18 protein-coding genes are annotated in these 21,676 nt (G+C 71.2%); 14 read left to right on the top strand and 4 right to left on the bottom strand.

The window, feature by feature from the left end; all coding sequences use genetic code 11:
- Positions 1-161: 161 nt before the first annotated feature.
- Positions 162-974 carry an SDR family NAD(P)-dependent oxidoreductase gene (locus OG259_RS31015; protein WP_328945258.1) on the bottom strand — a complete coding sequence of 271 codons (813 nt, stop codon included), beginning with the start codon at positions 972-974 and terminating at the stop codon, positions 162-164.
- Here OG259_RS31015 and uvrC point away from each other — a divergent pair.
- The 14 genes from uvrC (at position 973) to OG259_RS31085 (ending at position 18,295) form a co-directional block, all read left to right on the top strand.
- A complete protein-coding gene (gene uvrC / locus OG259_RS31020; RefSeq protein ID WP_328945259.1) occupies positions 973-2,949 on the top strand; it encodes an excinuclease ABC subunit UvrC in 1,977 nt (658 codons plus the stop codon). The genes OG259_RS31015 and uvrC overlap by 2 nt on opposite strands.
- Positions 2,946-3,944 (top strand): RNase adapter RapZ, encoded by a 999-nt coding sequence (rapZ, locus tag OG259_RS31025; RefSeq protein WP_328945260.1) that lies wholly within the window; start codon positions 2,946-2,948, stop codon positions 3,942-3,944. The genes uvrC and rapZ overlap by 4 nt, the downstream gene beginning before the upstream one ends.
- The gene (locus tag OG259_RS31030) at positions 3,941-4,966 is read left to right on the top strand and encodes a gluconeogenesis factor YvcK family protein (protein ID WP_328945261.1); all 1,026 of its coding nucleotides are present in this window, start codon (positions 3,941-3,943) and stop codon (positions 4,964-4,966) included. Before rapZ ends, OG259_RS31030 begins: the two co-directional genes overlap by 4 nt.
- On the top strand, positions 4,957-5,946 hold the full coding sequence (gene whiA, locus OG259_RS31035; protein ID WP_073806627.1) for a DNA-binding protein WhiA: 990 nt from the start codon (positions 4,957-4,959) through the stop codon (positions 5,944-5,946). Before OG259_RS31030 ends, whiA begins: the two co-directional genes overlap by 10 nt.
- Positions 5,947-6,098: 152 nt before the next feature.
- Positions 6,099-9,050: a M14 family metallopeptidase gene (locus OG259_RS31040; protein ID WP_328945262.1), complete on the top strand. Its 2,952-nt coding sequence runs from the start codon at positions 6,099-6,101 to the stop codon at positions 9,048-9,050.
- A gap of 218 nt (positions 9,051-9,268) precedes the next feature.
- Entirely contained in the window at positions 9,269-10,279 is a 1,011-nt protein-coding gene (gene gap, locus OG259_RS31045; RefSeq protein WP_266890588.1) for a type I glyceraldehyde-3-phosphate dehydrogenase, read from the top strand.
- A 104-nt stretch (positions 10,280-10,383) separates the two neighbouring features.
- Positions 10,384-11,595 carry a phosphoglycerate kinase gene (locus OG259_RS31050; protein ID WP_328945263.1) on the top strand — a complete coding sequence of 404 codons (1,212 nt, stop codon included), beginning with the start codon at positions 10,384-10,386 and terminating at the stop codon, positions 11,593-11,595.
- A gap of 7 nt (positions 11,596-11,602) precedes the next feature.
- Positions 11,603-12,382: a triose-phosphate isomerase gene (gene tpiA / locus OG259_RS31055; RefSeq protein ID WP_328945264.1), complete on the top strand. Its 780-nt coding sequence runs from the start codon at positions 11,603-11,605 to the stop codon at positions 12,380-12,382.
- A 97-nt stretch (positions 12,383-12,479) separates the two neighbouring features.
- Entirely contained in the window at positions 12,480-12,710 is a 231-nt protein-coding gene (secG, locus tag OG259_RS31060) for a preprotein translocase subunit SecG (protein ID WP_017238647.1), read from the top strand.
- A 77-nt stretch (positions 12,711-12,787) separates the two neighbouring features.
- A complete protein-coding gene (locus tag OG259_RS31065) occupies positions 12,788-13,123 on the top strand; it encodes an RNA polymerase-binding protein RbpA (RefSeq protein ID WP_071891222.1) in 336 nt (111 codons plus the stop codon).
- Between the two features lie 163 nt (positions 13,124-13,286).
- Complete coding sequence (locus tag OG259_RS31070) at positions 13,287-14,501, top strand: MFS transporter (protein ID WP_328945265.1); 1,215 nt, start codon at positions 13,287-13,289, stop codon at positions 14,499-14,501.
- Between the two features lie 56 nt (positions 14,502-14,557).
- Positions 14,558-16,210 (top strand): glucose-6-phosphate isomerase, encoded by a 1,653-nt coding sequence (pgi, locus tag OG259_RS31075; protein ID WP_328947229.1) that lies wholly within the window; start codon positions 14,558-14,560, stop codon positions 16,208-16,210.
- Positions 16,211-16,214: 4 nt separating this feature from the next.
- Complete coding sequence (locus tag OG259_RS31080) at positions 16,215-16,715, top strand: PH domain-containing protein (RefSeq protein ID WP_328945266.1); 501 nt, start codon at positions 16,215-16,217, stop codon at positions 16,713-16,715.
- The gene (locus OG259_RS31085; protein ID WP_328945267.1) at positions 16,712-18,295 is read left to right on the top strand and encodes a PH domain-containing protein; all 1,584 of its coding nucleotides are present in this window, start codon (positions 16,712-16,714) and stop codon (positions 18,293-18,295) included. Before OG259_RS31080 ends, OG259_RS31085 begins: the two co-directional genes overlap by 4 nt.
- A gap of 22 nt (positions 18,296-18,317) precedes the next feature.
- Here OG259_RS31085 and pgl read toward each other — a convergent pair whose 3' ends face one another.
- Genes pgl through zwf form a run of 3 tightly spaced genes read right to left on the bottom strand, consistent with a single transcriptional unit; the run spans position 18,318 to position 21,675 of the window.
- Positions 18,318-19,100, bottom strand: coding sequence for a 6-phosphogluconolactonase (pgl, locus tag OG259_RS31090; RefSeq protein ID WP_328945268.1), 783 nt, complete (start codon positions 19,098-19,100; stop codon positions 18,318-18,320).
- Positions 19,097-20,146, bottom strand: a complete 1,050-nt coding sequence (opcA, locus tag OG259_RS31095; RefSeq protein ID WP_328945269.1) for a glucose-6-phosphate dehydrogenase assembly protein OpcA — start codon at positions 20,144-20,146, stop codon at positions 19,097-19,099. Before opcA ends, pgl begins: the two co-directional genes overlap by 4 nt.
- Positions 20,143-21,675 (bottom strand): glucose-6-phosphate dehydrogenase, encoded by a 1,533-nt coding sequence (gene zwf / locus OG259_RS31100; protein ID WP_266890569.1) that lies wholly within the window; start codon positions 21,673-21,675, stop codon positions 20,143-20,145. Before zwf ends, opcA begins: the two co-directional genes overlap by 4 nt.
- Position 21,676 lies beyond the last annotated feature (1 nt).

Here is a 21,676-nt window from a genome sequence, read left to right on the forward strand (position 1 = left end):
GTCCCGCCCTGCGGGACGATTGCCCACACGGGGGACAGGGGGCGGCGGGCGTGCCCGCAGGGCGGGGAGGCGGAGGGCTGGCGGGCGTGCCCCAGCGGGGAGGCGGAGGGCGGTGGGGGTGCCCGCACGGCTGGGTGGGGTGACGGGCAAGGTTCGGTCTCTCAGCGGGCCAGGTAGCCGCCGTCCACCGGCAGGATCGCTCCCGTGACGAACGACGCCTCGTCCGACGCCAGGAAGACGATCGCCGACGCCACCTCCTCCGGCGTACCGAAGCGGCCCATCGGATGGCCCCGGGCGACCTCGGCGAGGTACTCGGGGCCGCCGGGCTCCACGCGCGCGGCGGCCACGCGTTCCGTCTTGATCGTGCCCGGAGCCACCGCGTTCACCCGGATCCCGTGCTCCGCCCACTCCACCGCCAGGTGCTTGGTCAGACCGGTGGCCACGAACTTCGCCGGGCCGTAGACCGCCTGCCGGGCCTGGCCCGCGACGCCCGAGATCGACGACGTGCACACGATGGCCCCACCGCCGGAGACGAGCATCGCCTCGATCGCGTACTTGCAGGTCAGGAACATTCCCCGGCCGTCCACCGCCATCACCCGGTCGAAATCCGAGCCCTCCGCCTCCGTGACGGAGAGCAGCGGGATCACTCCCGCGTTCGCCACCAGGACGTCCAGCCGGCCGAAGCGGTCCACCGCCGTGGCGATCATCCGCCGGGCGTCCTCCTCGCGCGACACGTCGCCGACGACCGGGACCACCCCCTTCAGCGTCGCCAGACGCTCCTCGTCGAGGTCGGCGGCGACCACGTGCGCCCCCTCCCGGAGGAACCGCTCCGCCGTCGCCCGCCCGATTCCGCTCGCCGCGCCCGTGATCACGCACACCCGGTCCGCCAGCCGTCCCGTCACCTGATTCGCCATGCATCGCCAACGAGCGCGCGAGGCCGGAGTGTCGGTGCCCGCCAGTAGGGTGGGGAGCATGGCAGACCCCTCCAGCTACCGCCCCAAGCCGGGTCAGATCCCCGACTCCCCGGGGGTCTACAAGTTCCGCGACGAGCACCGCCGGGTGATCTACGTGGGGAAGGCGAAGTCCCTCCGCCAGCGGCTGGCCAACTACTTCCAGCCGCTCACGAGCCTGCACCCGCGCACGGCCACCATGGTGACCAGCGCGGCGTCCGTGGAGTGGACCGTCGTGTCGACCGAGGTCGAGGCGCTTCAGCTGGAGTACTCCTGGATCAAGGAGTACGACCCCCGGTTCAACGTCAAGTACCGGGACGACAAGAGCTACCCGTATCTCGCCGTGACGATGAACGAGGAGTTCCCGCGCGTCCAGGTCCTGCGCGGCCACAAGAAGAAGGGCGTGCGCTACTTCGGGCCGTACGCGCACGCGTGGGCGATCCGCGAGACCGTCGACCTGATGCTGCGGGTCTTCCCCGTGCGGACCTGTTCCGCGGGTGTCTTCCGCAACGCCGCCTCCGCCGGGCGGCCCTGTCTCCTCGGGTACATCGGCAAGTGCTCGGCGCCCTGTGTCGGCCGGGTCACCCCGCAGGAGCACCGCGAACTGGCCGAGGAGTTCAGCGACTTCATGGCCGGCCGTACGGGTACGTACATCCGTCGGCTGGAGAAGCAGATGATGCTCGCGGCCGAGGACATGGAGTACGAGAGGGCCGGGCGGCTCCGCGACGACATAGAGGCGCTGCGCAGGGCCATGGAGAAGAGCGCGGTCGTGCTCGCCGACGCCACCGACGCCGACCTGATCGCCCTCGCCGAGGACGAGCTGGAGGCCGCCGTGCAGATCTTCCACGTGCGGGGCGGACGCGTCCGCGGCCAGCGCGGCTGGGTCACCGACAAGGTCGAGGCCGTCGACACGGCCGGACTCGTCGAGCACGCGCTCCAGCAGCTGTACGGCGAGGAGACCGGGGACTCGGTGCCCAAGGAGGTCCTCGTCCCGGCGCTGCCCGAGGACGCCGAGGCCGTCACCGCCTGGCTCTCCGGCCGCCGCGGGTCCAACGTCTCGCTGCGCATCCCGCAGCGCGGCGACAAGAAGGACCTGATGGAGACCGTCGCGCGCAACGCCCAGCAGGCGCTCGTGCTGCACAAGACGAAGCGCGCCAGCGATCTGACCACCCGCTCCCGGGCCCTGGAGGAGATCGCCGAGGCCCTGGACCTGGACTCGGCGCCGCTGCGGATCGAGTGCTTCGACATCTCGCACCTCCAGGGCGAGGACGTGGTGGCCTCGATGGTGGTCTTCGAGGACGGGCTGCCCCGCAAGAGCGAGTACCGCCGCTTCCAGATCAAGGGCTTCGAGGGCCAGGACGACGTCCGGTCCATGCACGAGGTGATCGGGCGGCGCTTCAAGCGCTATCTCGCCGAGAAGGAGAAGACGGGGGAGTGGGACCCCGAGGGCGTCGTGGAGGACCCGGAGGAGAGCGGGCGGCCCAAGCGCTTCGCGTACCCGCCGCAGCTCGTCGTCGTCGACGGCGGGCAGCCGCAGGTCGCGGCGGCCCGGCGCGCCCTCGACGAGCTGGGGATCTCCGACATCGCGGTCTGCGGGCTCGCCAAGCGTCTGGAGGAGGTGTGGCTGCCCGGCGACGACGACCCGGTGGTGCTGCCCCGCTCCAGCGAGGGCCTCTACCTCCTCCAGCGGGTACGTGACACGGCTCACGACTTCGCCATCCGTTACCAGCGGTCCAAGCGGGCCAAACGCATCCGGACCAGCCCTCTCGACGCGGTGCCCGGCCTCGGTGACACGCGGAAACAGGCGTTGATCAAGCATTTCGGCTCGGTGAAGCGGCTCCGGCAGGCGACAATCGAGCAGATCTGCGAGGTCCCCGGCATGGGCCGGAAGACCGCGGAGGCGGTCGTCGTGGCCCTCGCACAGGCGGCCCCGGCCGCACCCGCCGTGAACACGGCGACAGGAGAGATCATGGAAGACGACGGGGGCGGCACGGCATGACCGCGCACGAGCAGCACCAGCAGGACGAGCAGCAAGAACAGCGGCACACGCACGAAGAGCACGACCGAGAAGACGGAGCAGGACACGTGAGTACGGGCACGAAGGAGACCCCCGGCGACAACGGCGCCGAGGCGGCCATTCCCGAGCTGGTGATCATCTCCGGCATGTCCGGAGCCGGCCGGTCCACCGCGGCGAAGTGCCTGGAGGACCTCGGCTGGTTCGTCGTGGACAATCTGCCGCCCGCGCTGATCCCCACCATGGTGGAGCTCGGCGCCCGCTCCCAGGGCAATGTCGCCCGGATCGCCGTCGTCGTGGACGTCCGCGGCCGGCAGTTCTTCGACAACCTCCGGGAGTCCCTCGCCGACCTGGACGCCAAGCAGGTCACCCGCCGGATCGTCTTCCTGGAATCGTCCGACGACGCCCTGGTCCGGCGCTTCGAGTCGGTCCGCAGGCCCCACCCGCTCCAGGGCGACGGCCGGATCACCGACGGCATCGCCGCCGAGCGCGACCTGCTGCGCGAGCTGCGCGGCGACGCCGACCTGGTCATCGACACCTCCAGCCTCAACGTCCACGAACTGCGCGCCAAGATGGACGCCCAGTTCGCCGGCGACGAGGAGCCCGAGCTGCGGGCCACCGTCATGTCCTTCGGGTTCAAGTACGGCCTGCCGGTCGACGCCGACCTCGTCGTCGACATGCGCTTCCTGCCGAACCCGCACTGGGTCCCCGAGCTGCGCCCCTTCACCGGCCTCAACGAGGAGGTGTCGAACTACGTCTACAACCAGCCCGGCGCCAAGGAGTTCCTCGACCGCTACACCGAGCTGCTCCAGCTGATCGCCGCGGGCTACCGCCGCGAGGGCAAGCGGTACGTGACCATCGCCGTGGGCTGCACCGGCGGCAAGCACCGCTCCGTGGCCACCGCCGAGCGGCTCGCCGCCCGTATCGCCGCCGAAGGGGTCGAGACCGTCGTCGTGCACCGGGACATGGGGCGCGAGTGAAGCCGTACCGCCGCCGTGCCTCCACCCTCTCGGTGCGGCGCACGCTCCGCAGGCGCGGCGCCCAGCCGAAGGTGGTCGCGCTGGGCGGCGGGATGGGCCTCTCGGCCTCCCTCGCCGCCCTCCGCCGGATCACCGGCGACCTCACCGCCGTCGTCACCGTCGCCGACGACGGGGGCTCCAGCGGCCGGCTCCGGGAGGAGCTGGGCGTGCTGCCCCCGGGCGATCTGCGCAAGGCGCTCGCCGCGCTCTGCGGCGACGACGACTGGGGCCAGACCTGGGCCCGGGTCATCCAGCACCGCTTCCAGTCCAAGGGCGAGATCAACGGCCACGCCGTCGGCAATCTGCTGATCGTCGCCCTCTGGGAGCAGCTCGGCGATCCCGTGCAGGCCCTCGACCTGGTGGGCCGGCTGCTCGGCGCCCAGGGCCGGGTGCTGCCCATGTCCGCCGTGCCCCTGGAGCTCCAGGCCCTGGTCAGGGGCCACGACCCGGAGCGTCCCGACGACGTGGACACCGTGCGCGGTCAGGCGACCGTGGCGCTCACCCCGGGCGACGTGCAGTCCGTGCACCTCGTGCCGAACGACCCGCCGGCGGTGCCCGAGGCGGTCGAGGCGGTCCTGGACGCGGACTGGGTGGTCCTCGGTCCGGGCTCCTGGTTCTCCTCGGTGATCCCGCACCTTCTCGTCCCCGACCTGCTCGACGCGCTGGCCGAGACGAAGGCCCGGAAGGTGCTCTCGCTGAACCTCGCGCCGCAGCCCGGAGAAACCGAGGGCTTCTCCCCGCAGCGTCATTTGGAGGTTTTGGGACGACACGCCCCTAAACTCGCCCTGGACGTGGTGCTGGCCGACGAGGCCGCCGTGCCCGATCGCGAGTCCCTCGCCGATGCCGCCAAGCGGCTCGGTGCCGCGGTCGAGCTGGCGCCGGTGGCCGGGCCCGACGGCTCCGCGAAGCATGACCCGGAGCTGTTGGCCGCCGCGTACGACCGTATTTTTCGGATGCATGGAAGGATCGGCCCATGGCGATGACGGCAGCGGTGAAGGACGAGATCTCCCGGCTTCCCGTCACCCGGACCTGCTGCAGGAAGGCAGAGGTCTCGTCGATCCTGCGGTTCGCGGGCGGGCTGCACCTGGTGAGCGGCCGCATCGTGATCGAGGCGGAGCTCGACACCGCGATGGCGGCGCGCCGCCTCAAGCGGGACATCCTGGAGATCTTCGGGCACAGCTCGGAACTGATCGTGATGGCCCCGGGCGGACTGCGGCGCGGCTCGCGTTTCGTGGTGCGGGTGGTGGCCGGAGGCGACCAGCTGGCCCGGCAGACGGGTCTCGTGGACGGCAGGGGCCGCCCCATCCGGGGCCTCCCCCCGCAGGTGGTCTCCGGGGCGACCTGCGATGCGGAGGCGGCCTGGCGGGGCGCGTTCCTCGCGCACGGTTCGCTGACGGAGCCCGGTCGTTCCTCCTCCCTGGAGGTGACCTGCCCGGGTCCGGAGGCCGCGCTGGCCCTGGTCGGTGCGGCGCGCCGGCTCTCCATCGGGGCGAAGGCCCGTGAGGTGCGGGGGGTGGACCGGGTCGTCGTCCGTGACGGCGACGCGATCGGCGCCCTGCTCACCCGGCTCGGCGCGCACGAGTCGGTGCTCGCCTGGGAGGAGCGGCGGATGCGGCGCGAGGTCCGCGCCACCGCCAACCGCCTGGCCAACTTCGACGACGCCAACCTGCGCCGCTCGGCCCGCGCCGCGGTCGCCGCGGGGGCCCGGGTGCAGCGTGCCCTGGAGATCCTCGGCGAGGAGGTGCCCGAGCACCTCGCGGCGGCCGGACGGCTCCGCATGGAGCACAAGCAGGCCTCTCTGGAGGAGCTGGGCGCGCTCGCCGACCCGCCGCTGACCAAGGACGCGGTGGCCGGCCGGATCCGCCGACTGCTCGCGATGGCGGACAAGCGGGCGCAGGACCTGGGCATTCCCGGGACCGAGTCCAATCTGACCGAGGAGCTGGACGACAGCCTGGTCGGCTGATCCGTACGGAACCCCGAACTCCACGCTGCCGGTGCCTTTCTGAGGCATCGGCAGCTTTTTCGTACGCGCGCGCGGCACCCTTGACAGGTCCATGGGTGCCCATGAGCCTGGCGTCTGTTCACCTTCGTGGCAGACGACAGCAAGGGGGGCTCATGAGACGCAGAGCGAGATCGATCCTCGCAGCGGCATCACTGTTGATCGCGGGAGTGGCGGCGGCACCCGTCGCCGGAGCGCAGCCGAACGACCGGGACGGCGGTGACGCCCTCTCCGTATGGCGCGCCGAGGTCACCAAGGAGCAGGTTCCGCTGCTCCTCGAAGCCGGTGCCGACGCGCATGAACTGACCGAGCAGGTGCCCGCGAAGGGCTCCGCGACGGTCGAGCTGTTCCTGACGGGCCGGCAGGCCGGGCAGCTGCGCGGCCAGGGCGTCGAGCTCGCCGAGCACAGCCTGACCGCCTCCGCCGAGAAGCGGGTGGCCGCCGCGGGGGACGGCGTCTTCCGCCCGTACAGTGGCCCGAACGGCCTCAAGCAGGAGATCCTGGACACCGCCCGGGCGAACCCCGGGATCACCAAGGTCGTCTCCATCGGCAAGACCCTCAAGGGCCAGGACATCCTCGCCCTCAAGGTCAGCAAGGGCGCCCCGCGGGTCAAGGACGGCTCCAAGCCCGCCATGCTGTACATGTCCAACCAGCACGCGCGCGAGTGGATCACCCCGGAGATGACCCGGCGGCTGATGCACCACTACCTCGACGGGTACGGCAAGGACGAGCGGATCACCCGGATCGTCGACTCCACCGAGCTGTGGTTCGTGCTCTCCGCCAACCCGGACGGCTACGACTTCACGCACGCCGACCCCGGCAACCGGCAGTGGCGCAAGAACCTCCGCGACAACGACGGAGACGGGCGGATCGCCCCCGGCGACGGCGTCGACCTGAACCGCAACTTCGCCTACAAGTGGGGCTACGACAACGAGGGTTCGTCGCCCGACCCGGCCGACGAGACCTTCCGCGGCAAGGGCCCCATGTCGGAGCCCGAGACCAGGGCCCTCGACGCCTTCCAGAAGCGCATCGGCTTCACGTACGGCATCAACTACCATTCGGCCGCCCAGCTCCTGCTGTACGGCGTGGGCTGGCAGGTCGCCACCGACACCCCCGACGACGTGGCCCTCAAGGCCCTCGCCGGCACCCCGCAGAACTCGGCCGTGCCCGGCTACCGGCCGCAGGTCTCCTCGGAGCTGTACATCACCAACGGCGAGGCGGACGGACACGCCGCCAACGTCAACGAGATGCAGATGTTCACCCCGGAGATGTCGACCTGCGCCACCGCCTCCCGGGTCGACCCGAACGACGCGTGGAACCCGGCCGACTGCGCCTCCGTCTTCACCTTCCCGGACGACGAGAAGCTGATCCAGGCCGAGTTCGCCAAGAACATCCCCTTCGCGCTCGCCGTCGCCGAGACCGCCGCCCACCCGGACCGGCCCGTCTCCCCGGTCGGCATCGAGGCTCCCGACTTCACCCCGAAGACCTTCACCACCTCCTACGCCCGTGGCGGGGAGCAGGAGATCGCGGTCACGGCGCGCAAGTCCCTGCGCGGCAAGACCCTGAAGTACCGGATCAACGGCGGCCGCACCCACAGCGAGGAGCTCGACGCCTGGAAGGGCGGCGAGACCTACGGCGGCGAGGACAACCTCTACTTCGACGAGTACCGCGCCGAGGTCGAGGACGCCCGGCCCGGCGACTCCGTCGAGGTCTGGTTCACCGCCCGCACCCGGGAGGGCCGGGCCACCGCCTCCGCCCCCTTCACCTACGAGGTGGCCGAGCGGCCCCGCGGCGACGTGCTCGTCCTCGCCGACGAGGGCGGCACCACCGCCGCGAAGCACACCGCCGCCTATGTGAAGGCGCTCGCCGACAACGGCCGCAAGGCCGCCGTCTGGGACGTCGCCACCCAGGGCGCCCCGGACGCACTCGGCGTGCTCTCCCACTTCCGTACCGTCGTCTGGTACACCGGCGCCGAGCGGCCCTCCGGAGCCGCTCAGCTCGCCGTCCGCTCCTACCTCAACGAGGGCGGCAAGCTGATCAACGCCGGCGAGAAGTCCGGCGGCCTCACCCAGGTCGGCCTGGCGGAGACCAACGACTTCGCCCAGTACTACCTCGGTGCCTACCACCGGGCGGGCCTCAAGAACCCGCCCGCCTTCGCCGGCTCCGGCGCCTTCAAGGGCATCGGCGCGGGCCTCGGCGCAGCCGCCGACAACCCGCTGGACAACGCGGGCGCGTACACCGTCACCTCGGACACCCTGAAGGCGAAGGACTTCCCGCAGTTCGCCGACAGCGCCTCCGCCGGTGACTACCCGGGCATCCGCATGCCCTTCGAGCCCGCCGAGGGCGCGACCTTCGCGGCCGTCAAGCACGCCGACAACACCTGGGCGCGGCTCAGCAGGACCGTCGACCTCAGCGGCGTCGCCGCCGCGGCGGCCCCGCGCCTGGACTTCCAGGTCAGCTACGACACCGAGCCCGGCTACGACAACCTCGTCGTCGAGGCCCACACCGTCGGTCAGGACGACTGGACGACCCTGCCCGACCGCAACGGCGGCACCTCCACCGAGCCCCCCGCCGACTGCGGCGAGGGCTACTACGTCCGCGGCCACCCCTTCCTCGCCCACTACCTCACCGTCGGCGAGGACGGCTGCGCCACGACCGGCACCACCGGCTCCTGGAACGCCTTCACCGGCCCCTCCAACGGCTGGCGGCAGGCCTCCGTCGACCTGAGCGCCTGGGCCGGCAAGAAGGTCGAGCTGTCCGTCTCCTACATCTCCGACCCCGGTACGGGAGAGATGGGTGCCTTCGTCGACGACACCCGCCTCGTCGCCGGGACCACCACCGAGGCGGAGGGCTTCGAGACCTCCCTCGGCGCATGGACCGTACCGGGCGCCCCCGCCGGCAGCCCCGGCAACACCGGCGACTGGACGCGCTCCGCGGCGCTCTTCCACTCGCAGGCCGCGGTCACCACGCGTGACACCGTCCTCCTCGGCTACGGCCTGGAGCACGTGCCCGGCGCGACCGACCGGGCACGTCTCGTCGGCCGCGCCCTCGGGGTGCTCCGCCGCTGACGGAGAGTAGTCGGGACAAAGGTCCCACGACGGCCCGTACCCGTTGGTAGGTACGGGCCGTCGGCCGTTTTCCCTCACTTTCCGGGCTCGTCCGGATGAGCTGGATGTCACTGCGGGGGTCCTGTGGGGGTAGGGTCGTAAGCGGTCGGGGACATCCCAAAAAACAAAAATCTCGCCGGCGTCGAGCACACCGGCGTACCTAACGAGGAGATCGGTTCGTGACGATCCGCGTAGGCATCAACGGCTTTGGCCGCATCGGCCGGAACTACTTCCGCGCGCTCCTTGAGCAGGGTGCCGACATCGAGATCGTGGCTGTCAACGACCTGGGTGACACCGCGACCACCGCACACCTGCTGAAGTACGACACCATCCTGGGCCGCCTCAAGGCCGAGGTGACCCACACCGCCGACACCATCACCGTCGACGGCCGCACCATCAAGGTGCTCTCCGAGCGCAACCCGGCCGACATCCCCTGGGGCGAGCTGGGCGTCGACATCGTCATCGAGTCGACCGGCATCTTCACCAAGAAGGCCGACGCCGAGAAGCACATCGCCGGTGGCGCCAAGAAGGTCCTCATCTCGGCTCCGGCCAGCGACGAGGACATCACCATCGTGATGGGTGTCAACCAGGACAAGTACGACCCGGCGCAGCACAACGTCATCTCGAACGCGTCCTGCACCACCAACTGTGTCGCGCCGATGGCGAAGGTTCTCGACGAGAACTTCGGCATCGTCAAGGGCCTGATGACCACGGTCCACGCGTACACCAACGACCAGCGCATCCTGGACTTCCCGCACAAGGACCTGCGCCGCGCCCGCGCCGCCGCGGAGAACATCATCCCGACCACGACGGGTGCCGCCAAGGCCACCGCGCTGGTCCTCCCGCAGCTCAAGGGCAAGCTGGACGGCATCGCCATGCGCGTCCCGGTCCCGACCGGTTCCGCCACCGACCTGGTCGTCACCCTCGACCGCGAGGTCACCAAGGACGAGGTCAACGCGGCGTTCAAGAAGGCCGCCGACGACGGCGACCTCAAGGGCATCCTGTACTACACCGAGGACCAGATCGTGTCCTCGGACATCGTGGGCGACCCGGCTTCCTGCACCTTCGACGCTTCCCTGACCATGGTCCAGGAAGGCAACACGGTGAAGATCCTGGGCTGGTACGACAACGAGTGGGGCTACTCCAACCGTCTCGTCGACCTCACCGTCTTCGTCGGCGGCCAGCTCTAAACTTCAGGGCAGGCTTTCGATGTGAGCAGGGCTCGGGCAGCGCAACGCCGCGCTGTGCGAGCCCTGTTTGTGTGCTCCACCGCGTACCAAGGAGTCTGTGACAGATGAAGACGATCGACGAGCTTCTCGCCGAAGGCGTCTCCGGCAAGCGGGTGTTCGTCCGCGCCGATCTCAACGTGCCGCTCGACGGCACCACCATCACCGACGACGGCCGCATCCGCGCCGTCGTCCCCACGGTCAAGGCGCTCGCCGACGCGGGTGCCCGCGTCGTGGTCGCCTCGCACCTGGGCCGCCCGAAGGGCGCCCCGGACCCGGCGTTCTCGCTCGCTCCGGCCGCCGCTCGCCTCGGCGAGCTCCTCGGCGCCGAGGTGGCCTTCGCGACGGACACGGTCGGCGAGTCCGCCACCGCCACCGTCGCGGGCCTCGATGACGGCGGGGTCGCCGTCATCGAGAACCTGCGGTTCAACGCCGGCGAGACCTCCAAGGACGACGCCGAGCGCGGCGCGTTCGCGGACCGGCTCGCCGCCCTCGCCGACGTCTACGTCGGCGACGGCTTCGGCGCCGTGCACCGCAAGCACGCCTCGGTCTTCGACCTCCCGGCGCGCCTGCCGCACGCCGCGGGCTACCTCATCGCCACCGAGGTCGGCGTCCTGAAGAAGCTCACCGACGACGTCAAGCGGCCGTACGTGGTCGCGCTCGGCGGCGCCAAGGTCTCCGACAAGCTCGGCGTGATCGACCACCTCCTGGAGAAGGCCGACCGCATCCTCATCGGCGGCGGCATGGCGTACACCTTCCTCAAGGCCCAGGGCCACGAGGTCGGCATCTCGCTGCTCCAGGAGGACCAGATCCCGGCGGTCCTGGAGTACCTGGAGCGCGCCGAGAAGCGTGGCGTGGAGTTCGTCCTCCCCGTCGACGTCCTGGTCTCGTCCGAGTTCCCGGACCTGAAGACCAAGGCTCCGGCCAACCCGACCACGGTCGCCGCGGACGCCATCCCGGCGGACGAGGAGGGCCTGGACATCGGTCCGGAGACCCGTAAGCTCTACGCCTCGAAGCTCGCCGACGCCGGAACCGTTTTCTGGAACGGCCCGATGGGCGTCTTCGAGCACCCCGACTACGCCGAGGGCACCAAGGCCGTCGCCCAGGCGCTCGTCGACTCCCCGGCCTTCACGGTCGTCGGTGGTGGCGACTCCGCCGCCGCCGTCCGGATCCTGGGCTTCGACGAGAAGGCATTCGGCCACATTTCGACCGGCGGCGGCGCCTCCCTCGAGTACCTCGAGGGCAAGACGCTTCCCGGCCTCGCCGCACTGGAGGACTGACCCTTTCATGAGCAGCACCCGCACCCCGCTGATGGCGGGAAACTGGAAGATGAACCTCAACCACCTGGAGGCCATCGCCCACGTCCAGAAGCTCGCCTTCGCCCTGACCGACAAGGACTACGACGCCTGTGAGGTCGCGGTCCTGGTCCCCTTCACCGACCTGCGGTCCGTCCAGACCCTGGTCGACGGCGACAAGCTGAAGATCAAGTACGGCGCCCAGGACCTCTCGGCGCACGACTCCGGTGCCTACACCGGTGAGATCTCGGGCTCGATGCTGGCCAAGTTCAAGTGCGCCTACGTGGCCGTCGGCCACTCCGAGCGCCGCCAGTACCACGCCGAGGACGACGAGGTCTGCAACGCCAAGGTGAAGGCCGCCTTCAAGCACGGCGTGACCCCGATCCTCTGCGTCGGCGAGGGCCTCGACGTCCGCAAGGCCGGCAACCAGGTCGAGTACACCCTCGCCCAGCTCGACGGCGGCCTGAAGGACGTCCCGGCCGAGCAGGCCGAGACCATCGTGATCGCGTACGAGCCGGTGTGGGCCATCGGCACCGGCGAGGTCGCCACCCCCGAGGACGCGCAGGAGGTCTGCGGGGCGATCCGCGGCCGCCTCGCGGAGCTGTACTCGCAGGAGCTGGCCGACAAGGTCCGCATCCAGTACGGAGGCTCGGTCAAGTCGGGCAACGTCGCCGCGATCATGGCGCAGCCGGACGTCGACGGCGCCCTGGTGGGCGGCGCGGCGCTGGACGCCGACGAGTTCGTCAAGATCGCCCGCTTCCGCGACCAGTGAGTATGCGGTAGCGGAGTTACGTCGTACCCTTGCGGGGGTCGGGCAGGTGCCCGGCCCCCGTCCGTATAAGTCCGAGGAAGTTGGTCCAGCCGTGGTTATGGGGTTCTCGATCGCCCTCATCGTCTTCAGCGGGCTGCTGATGCTGCTCGTGCTGATGCACAAGGGGAAGGGTGGCGGCCTCTCCGACATGTTCGGTGGCGGAATGCAGTCTTCCGTCGGTGGGTCCTCGGTCGCCGAGCGCAACCTGGACCGGATCACCGTCGTGGTCGGTCTGCTCTGGTTCGCCTGCATTGTGGTACTTGGTCTGCTGATGAAGTTGGACGGGTAACTCCGAACACTGGACGCGCGTTGGGCCTTACGTAGACTGGGGCATCTTCGAGCACCATCACGCAGGGAGTTACGACCGTGGCAAGTGGCAACGCGATCCGGGGAAGCCGGGTCGGAGCGGGGCCGATGGGCGAGGCCGAGCGGGGCGAATCGGCGCCGCGCGCCCGCATCTCCTTCTGGTGCTCGAACGGGCACGAGACGCAGCCGAGCTTCGCCAGCGACGCGGCGATCCCGGAGACCTGGGACTGCCCACGGTGCGGCTTCCCGGCCGGTCAGGACCGGGACAACCCGCCGGACCCGCCGCGCACGGAGCCGTACAAAACCCACCTCGCCTATGTGCGTGAGCGGCGCAGCGACGCGGACGGCGAGGCGATCCTCGCCGAGGCGCTGGCCAAGCTGCGCGGCGAGATCTGAGCACGGTGTGACGGTATGACGAAGGGGCCTTGCCCGCGAACCGAGTTCGCGGGCAAGGCCCCTTCGTCATCTCCGCACGCACACCGGCCCGTTGTCAGTGGTGCCCGTTAACGTCGGTCGAGAAGGGATCTTCGGATCCGGAGGCCGAACGGGGGCGTGCGCCATGGCGATGACGGCGACAGCGGGCGGCAAAGCCGTACCCGCCTGGCGGGGTGGCTTCGGGAGGCTGTGGACCGCCGCCGTCGTCTCCCGGTTCGGTGACTCGCTGCGCACCGCCGCGATGCCCCTGCTCGCCGCCTCGCTCACCGACGACCCCCTCCTCATCGCCTCCGTCACCGCCTGCGGCTTTCTGCCCTGGCTGCTCTTCGGGCTGCTCGGCGGGGCCGTCGCCGACCGCGTCGACCAGCGGCGGGCCATGTGGGCCGTCGACCTCGTACGGGGCGCGCTCGTGGCCGCGTTCGCCGTCGCCGTCGCACTGGGACACGCCGGCATCGCCCTGCTGCTCGTCCTCGCCTTCGCCCTGACGACCCTGCAGACCCTCTTCGACAACGCCGCCACCGCGCTGCTCCCCGCCCTCGTGCCCACCGAGACCCTGGCCGGGGCCAACGCCCGCCTGATGACCGGTCAGCAGCTCGCGGGCGGACTCCTCGCCGCGCCCCTGGTGCCCGCCCTGCTCCTCGCCGGGCCCGCCGCACCGTACGCCGCCGACGCCGTCACCTACGTCCTGGCCGCGCTGCTCATCGCCTCCCTGCGGACCGGGACGCCCGAGCGGCCGCCCCGCCCCGCCGGATCCACCCTCCGGGCGGAGATGGCCGCGGGGCTGGCCGTGCTGCGCGGGGACCGGTTCCTGCGCCGGCTCTGCACGGCCACCACCCTGTGCAACATCGGCATGGGCGCTCTCATCGCCACCCTCGTCGTCCTGGTCACCGACGGCCTCCACGCGGGCGATACGGGATACGCGGCCACCATCACCGCCTTCGCGGCGGGCGGTGTCGCCGGCGGGTTCCTCGCCCGCCGGATCGCCGAACGGACCGGAAGGATACGGGCGGTGGTCCTCGCCGGGACCGTCCAGACCGGCTGCCTCGTCCTGCTGGGGACGGTGCCCGTCCTCGGGGTGTCGATCGGGGCCATGGCGGTGTTCGGCTTCATGGGGACGGTGTGGAACGTCCAGCAGACGACCCTCATGCAGGAGCGCGCCCCCGAAGGCATGCTCGGCCGCATCGCCGCGGCCTTCCGCACCCTCGCCGTCGCGGGTGCCCCGCTCGGGGCCCTTCTCGGCGGCGCGGCGGCCGCCGGCTGGGGACCGCTCACACCGGCCCTGCTCGCGGCGGCGCTGTTCGCGCTCGCCGTCGCGTCGCTTGCCCCTCTGATCAATTAAGTTGGAGACGCAGCGGGGCAGACAAGCAGTACGAGAAGAAGTGGGCGATGTCCGAGATGAACAACGAAGGCCGCACCAGGCTCAACCGGCTGCCCGAGTGGGCGGCCCTCGGCAAGCACCGTGAGCAGCTGGGCGAGACCCATCTGCGGGACCTGTTCGCCGCGGACCGGGAGCGTGGCACCGGCTACGCCCTGCGCGTCGGCGACCTCTACCTGGACTACTCCAAGCACCTCGTCACCGACGAGACGCTGACCCTGCTGCGCGAACTGGCCGCCGTCACCGGCGTCGCCGAGCTGCGCGACGCCATGTTCCGCGGCGAGAAGATCAACACCACCGAGGACCGGGCGGTCCTCCACACCGCGCTCCGCGCCCCCCGCGGGGCCGTGATCGAGGTCGACGGGGAGAACGTCGTCCCCGGCGTGCACGCCGTCCTCGACAAGATGGGCGCGTTCGCCGACAAGGTCCGCGCGGGCGAGTGGACCGGGCACACCGGCAAGCCGATCAAGAACATCGTCAACATCGGCATCGGCGGCTCCGACCTCGGCCCCGCCATGGCCTACGAGGTCCTGCGCTCCTTCACCCAGCGGGACCTGACGCTCCGTTTCGTCTCCAACGTCGACGGCGCCGACCTCCACGAGGCCGTCCGCGACCTCGACCCGGCCGAGACGCTGTTCATCGTCGCCTCGAAGACCTTCACCACCATCGAGACGATCACCAACGCCACCTCCGCGCGGAACTGGCTCCTCACCGGCCTGCGAGCCGACCAGACGGCCGTCGCCAAGCACTTCGTCGCCCTCTCGACCAACGCCGAGAAGGTCGAGGAGTTCGGTATCGACACCGCGAACATGTTCGAGTTCTGGGACTGGGTCGGCGGCCGCTACTCGTACGACTCCGCCATCGGCCTCTCCCTGATGATCGCCATCGGGCCGGAGCGCTTCCGCGAGATGCTCGACGGCTTCCACCTCGTCGACGAGCACTTCCGCACCGCCCCGCCCGAGGAGAACGCGCCGCTGCTGCTCGGCCTCCTCGGTGTCTGGTACGGCGCCTTCTTCGACGCCCAGTCGCACGCCGTCCTGCCGTACTCGCACTACCTCTCCAAGTTCACCGCCTACCTCCAGCAGCTCGACATGGAGTCCAACGGAAAGTCGGTGGACCGCGAGGGCAACCGGGTCGACTGGCAGACCGGCCCCGTCGTCTGGGGCACCCCGGGCACCAACGGTCAGCACGCGTACTACCAGTTGATCCACCAGGGCACCAAGGTCATCCCGGCCGACTTCATCGGCTTCGCCCGGCCGGTCGACGACCTGCTGCCCGGTCTCGTCGCCCAGCACGACCTGCTCATGGCCAACTTCTTCGCCCAGACCCAGGCGCTGGCCTTCGGCAAGACCCCCGAGGAGGTACGGGCGGAGGGCGTCCCCGAGGAGCTCGTCCCGCACAAGACCTTCCAGGGCAACCACCCCACCACGACGATCCTCGCCGACGAACTGACCCCGTCCGTCCTCGGCCAGCTCATCGCGCTGTACGAGCACAAGGTCTTCGTCCAGGGCGCCATCTGGAACATCGACTCCTTCGACCAGTGGGGCGTCGAACTCGGCAAGGTCCTCGCCAAGCGGATCGAGCCCGTCCTGACGGAGGGCGAGGGCGCCGAGCACCTCGACAGCTCCACCGCCGGACTCGTGACCGCCTACCGCACGCTGCGCGGACGGTAGAGCCATGACGGGGGAGAACGCGGTGCGGCTGCGGCCGCCCAGGAACGCCGTGGACGAGCGGGCCGTCGCCTGGTGGCGGAGCCGGCTCCTCGCCACCACCGCCGTACCGGTGGCGGTCCTCGGCGTCCTCGGCGCCTTCATCGGACCCGCCCGGTTCTGGCTGCTGGTCTCGGCCGCGGCCGTGGCGGCCGTGGGCCTCGCCTGCACCGCGTTCTTCCCCGCCTGGTGGTTCCGGGTGCACCGCTGGGAGGTCACCGAGGACGCCGTCTACGTCCGCACCGGGGCCTTCTGGCAGGAGTGGCGCATCGCGCCGATGTCCCGGATCCAGACCGTCGACACCTCGCGCGGTCCGCTGGAGCAGCTCTTCCGGCTCGCCACCGTCACGGTGACCACGGCCTCCTCCAAGGGCGCCATCCGGATCGAGGGCCTCGACCACGAACTGGCCGCCGAACTCGCCGAGCGGCTGACCGCCATCACCCAGGCCACCCCCGGGGACGCCACATGAGCGAGGCGCCGGGCAAAGCCCCCGCCGTGGAGGAGAACCAGGGCTCGGAGTGGCTGCGGCTCGATCCCCGTACCGTCCTCGTCCGGGTCGTCCTCTTCGGCGGCGTCCTCGTCGGCGCCGCGCTGCCCGTCACCTTCGCGCTGGCCGGGCCGCGCCCGCTGTGGGAGGCCGTCGCCTGGGTCGCATCGGGCGTCGCCCTCGCCCTGCTCGCCGACGTCGTCGCCGAGACCGTCCGCCTCCGCCGCACCCGCTACCGCGTCGGTACCGAGCGGGTCGAGCTCCACACCGGACTCCTCGTCGTCCAGCGCCGCTCGCTCGCTCGCGAGCGCATCCGCAGCGCCGACCTCACCGCCAACCCGCTCCAGCGCGTCCTCGGCCTCGTCAAGGTCCGCATCGGCACCGGCGAGCACACCGGCGGCAGCGAGTCCACGCTCGAACTCGACCTGGTCACCCGGCCCGAAGGAGAGCGGCTGCGCCGCGAGCTGCTCGCCCGCGCCGCCGTCACCCCCGAGGACCCGGACGACGACAGCGCCCTCGCGATCCTCGACCCGCGCTGGATCCGCTACGCCCCCGTCTCCTTCCTCGCCCCCGCCCTCGGCGGCGCGGCGGCAGGAGCGGTCATGCAGGTCAGTGAGTGGTTCGGCGCCCAGGGGGAGGTCATCGACTGGATAGGGGACCGGTTCCAGGACGTCTCCATCCCGTGGATGATCGTCGTCCTGGTCCTCCTCGCCACCGTCGTCGGCGCGGTCGGTGCCCTCGGCCTCTGGGTCGAGATGTGGTGGAACTACCGGCTGGAGCGCGAGCCCGGCGGCACCCTGCGGGTCTCCCGCGGGCTCTTCACCGCACGCTCGGTCTCCATAGAGGAGCGGAGGCTGCGCGGCATCGAGCTGGTCGAGCCGCTCGGCGTCCGCGCCTTCGGGGCGGCCCGTGTCGACGCCGTCGCCACCGGGCTCGTCAAGGACGAGGCCGACAAGCACGCCGACCTCAAGAGCCTGCTGCCGGCCGCGGAGCGGCCGGTGGCCGACCGGGTCGCCGCCCAGGTCCTGCGCGAGCCGGAGCCGCCCACCGGGGCGCCCCTTGCCGCCCACCCCCTGGCCGCCCGCAGCCGGAGGGTGCGCTGGGCGCTGGCGAGCGTCCTCCTGCCGGCGGCGGTCCTCGCCCTCCTCGGGCTCCTCCTCACCCCGGCCCTGCTGTACGTGGCGGCCGGCTGCGCGGTCGTCCTCGGTCCGGTCGCCGTGCTGTTCGCCCTCGACGCGTACCGCAGTCTCGGCCACGGCGTCAGCGGCGCCTATCTGGTGACCCGTTCGGGTACGGTCCGGCGCGCCACGGTCGCCCTCCAGCGCTCCGGCGTCATCGGCTGGACCGTCAAGCAGTCGTACTTCCAGCGGCGGGCCGGCGTCCTGACGCTGACCGCCACCACGGCGGCCGGAGCGGGCGCGTACGACATCCTCGACGCGGGACAGAGCCAGGGCCTGGCCTTCGCCGCCGGGGCCGTACCGGACCTGCTGACGCCCTTCCTCGAACCCGTACCGACACGGGACACCCGGGACATGCGGGAGGCCCGGTCCACCGAGGGGTGAACCGGGCCTCCACGGCGTCGGATCAGGCGGACGCCGGCGGGTACAGACTCCGCGGCAGCTCCGAGGCCGCCGCGGCGTCCAGCAGCCACAGGGTGCGCGAGCGGCCGTAGGCGCCCGCCGCCGGGGCCTGCACCTCGCCCGCGCCCGACAGCGCGATCGCCGCCGCCTTCGCCTTGTCCTCACCGGCCGCGAGCAGCCAGACCTCCTTCGCCGCCCGGATCGCCGGAAGGGTCAGCGAGACCCGGACCGGCGGCGGCTTGGGCGCACCGTGCACGCCGACCACCGTCCGCTCGGTCTCGCGGACCGCGGGCAGCTCCGGGAAGAGCGAGGCCACATGGGTGTCCGGGCCGACGCCCAGCATCAGGACGTCGAAGGTCGGCACCCCGCCGTGGTCGCCGGGACCCGCGGCGGCGGCGAGCTCCTCCGCGTACGCGGCCGCGGCGGCGTCGACATCGCTGCCGAACGGACCGTCCGAGGCCGGCATGGCGTGCACCCGTGCCGGGTCGAGCGGCACCCGGTCGAGCAGCGCCTCCCGGGCCTGGGTGACGTTCCGCTCGGGGTCGCCGTCGGGCAGGAAGCGCTCGTCCCCCCACCACAGGTCGAGCCGCGACCAGTCGATCGCGTCCCGCGCGGGCGCCGCACCGAGCGCCGCGAGCAGCCCGTTGCCGTTGCGTCCGCCGGTGAGCACCACCGAGGCGGAGCCACGGGCGGCCTGGGCGTCCACGATCTTCGTGATCAGCCGGGCGGCGGCCGCCTCGGCCATCAGCGCCTTGTCACGATGGACGACCAGCTGAGGCGTACTCACTTGCCCGCCGTCTTCTTGGCCGGGGCCTTCTTCGGGGCGGGCTTGGCGGCCGGGGCGGCCGACTCCACGACGGTCTCCACGACCGTCTCCACGACGACCTCGGGGGCGGTCACGGCCGCCTCCTCGTCCAGCCGCTCAAGGCCGAACTTGAGTGCCGTCGCGTAGGTGTCGTCCGGGTCGAGCCGACGCAGCTCCTCCGCGATCAGCTCGGCCGTGTCGCGCCGCTTGAGCGCGACGGCACGGTCGGGCTGCCCCTGGATGGAGAGCGTCGCGAGCGAGCCGTCCGGCCGGTCGAGGACGATCGGGCCGGTGCTGGTCTCCATCCGTACGGAGGTGAGACCGGGACCCGTCGACGTCGAGCGGCGCACCGGGATCTTCAGCCGCTCCGCCAGCCACATGGCGAGCAGCTCGACGCTCGGGTTGAACTCCTCGCCCTCCACCTCGGCGGAGGTCACCTCGCACACGACCTGGTCGAGCGCGGCGGCCAGCATCGAACGCCACGGGGTGATCCGGGTCCACGCGAGGTCCGTGTCGCCCGGGGTGTACGCGTCCGCGCGCGCGGTCAGCTCCTGGATGGGCTGCTCGGCGGCGTACGTGTCGGTCACCCGGCGCTGGGCGAGCGCGCCCAGCGGGTCCTTCGCCGGGTCGGTCGGCGCGTTCACCGGCCACCAGACGACGACGGGGGCGTCCGGGAGGAGCAGCGGCAGGACCACCGACTGGGCGTGGTCGCCGACCTCGCCGTACAGCCGGAGGACCACCGTCTCGCCGGTGCTGGCGTCGGCGCCGAGGCGGACCTCGGCGTCGAGCCGTGCCTTGGAGCGGTCACGCGGGGAGCGCGTGACCCGCTTGATGACGACGAGGGTCCGCGAGGGGTGCTCGCGGGACGCGTCGTTCGCAGCCTTCAGCGCGTCGTAGGCGTTCTCCTCGTCGGTGACGATGACGAGGGTGAGCACCATGCCGACGGCCGGCGTACCGATCGCCCGCCGCCCGAGCACCAGCGCCTTGTTGATCTTGGATGACGTGGTGTCCGTCAGGTCGGTCTTCATGGCCGGCGCCAGCTCCGTCCGTCTCGTGCGAGCATCTCGTCCGCCTCGACCGGACCCCAGGTCCCGGACTGGTACTGCGCGGGCTTGCCGTGCTTGTCCCAGAACTGCTCGATCGGGTCGAGGATCTTCCAGGACAGCTCGACCTCCTCGACGCGCGGGAAGAGGTTCGAGTCGCCGAGCAGCACGTCCAGGAGGAGCCGCTCGTACGCCTCGGGGCTGGACTCCGTGAAGGACTCGCCGTAGGCGAAGTCCATCGACACGTCCCGGATCTCCATCTGGGTGCCGGGCACCTTGGAGCCGAACCGCACCGTCACGCCCTCGTCCGGCTGGACCCGGATGACGATGGCGTTGCGGCCGAGTTCCTCGGTCGCGGTGGAGTCGAAGGGGGAGTGCGGGGCGCGCTGGAAGACGACCGCGATCTCGGTGACGCGGCGGCCGAGCCGCTTGCCGGTGCGCAGGTAGAAGGGGACGCCCGCCCAGCGGCGGTTGTCGATCTCCAGCTTGATGGCCGCGTAGGTGTCGGTCTTCGACTGGGGGTCGATGCCGTCTTCCTGGAGGTAGCCGACGGCCTTCGCGCCGCCCTGCCACCCGGCCGCGTACTGGCCGCGGACCGTGGACTTGCCCAGGTCCTTGGGCACCTTCACCGCGCCGAGGACCTTGGTCTTCTCGGCGGCGAGCGCGTCGGCGTCGAAGGAGCCGGGCTCCTCCATCGCGGTCAGCGCGAGCAGCTGGAGCAGGTGGTTCTGGATGACGTCACGGGCGGCGCCGATGCCGTCGTAGTAGCCGGCGCGGCCACCGATGCCGATGTCCTCGGCCATGGTGATCTGCACGTGGTCGACGTACGACCGGTTCCAGATCGGCTCGAAGAGGGTGTTGGCGAAGCGGAGCGCCAGGATGTTCTGGACGGTCTCCTTGCCGAGGTAGTGGTCGATCCGGAAGACCTCGTTCGGCGGGAAGACCTCGTGGACGACCTCGTTGAGCTCCTTGGCGGAGACCAGGTCGTGCCCGAAGGGCTTCTCGATGACCGCGCGGCGCCAGGAGCCGTCCTTCTGGTCGGCCAGGCCGTGCTTCTTGAGCTGCTGGACGACCTTGGGGAAGAACTTCGGCGGCACGGACAGGTAGAAGGCGAAGTTGCCTCCGGTGCCCTGCGCCTTGTCCAGTTCCTCGATGGTGGCCTTGAGCTGCTCGAAGGCGTCGTCGTCGTCGAAGTCGCCCTGGACGAAACGCATCCCCTGGATCAGCTGCTGCCACACCTCCTCGCGGAACGGGGTGCGCGAGTGCTGCTCGACGGCGTCGTGGACCTCCTGCGCGAAGTCCTCGTCCTGCCACTCCCGGCGGGCGAAGCCGATGAGCGAGAAGCCCGGCGGCAGCAGGCCGCGGTTGGCCAGGTCGTAGACGGCAGGCATCAGCTTCTTACGGGACAAATCGCCCGTGACGCCGAAGATCACCAGACCCGACGGCCCCGCGATGCGCGGGAGCCGTCGGTCTGCGGCGTCACGGAGCGGGTTGGCTCCGTGGACTGCGCTCAAA

Source organism: Streptomyces sp. NBC_00250 (assembly GCF_036192275.1).
Lineage (GTDB): Bacteria > Actinomycetota > Actinomycetes > Streptomycetales > Streptomycetaceae > Streptomyces.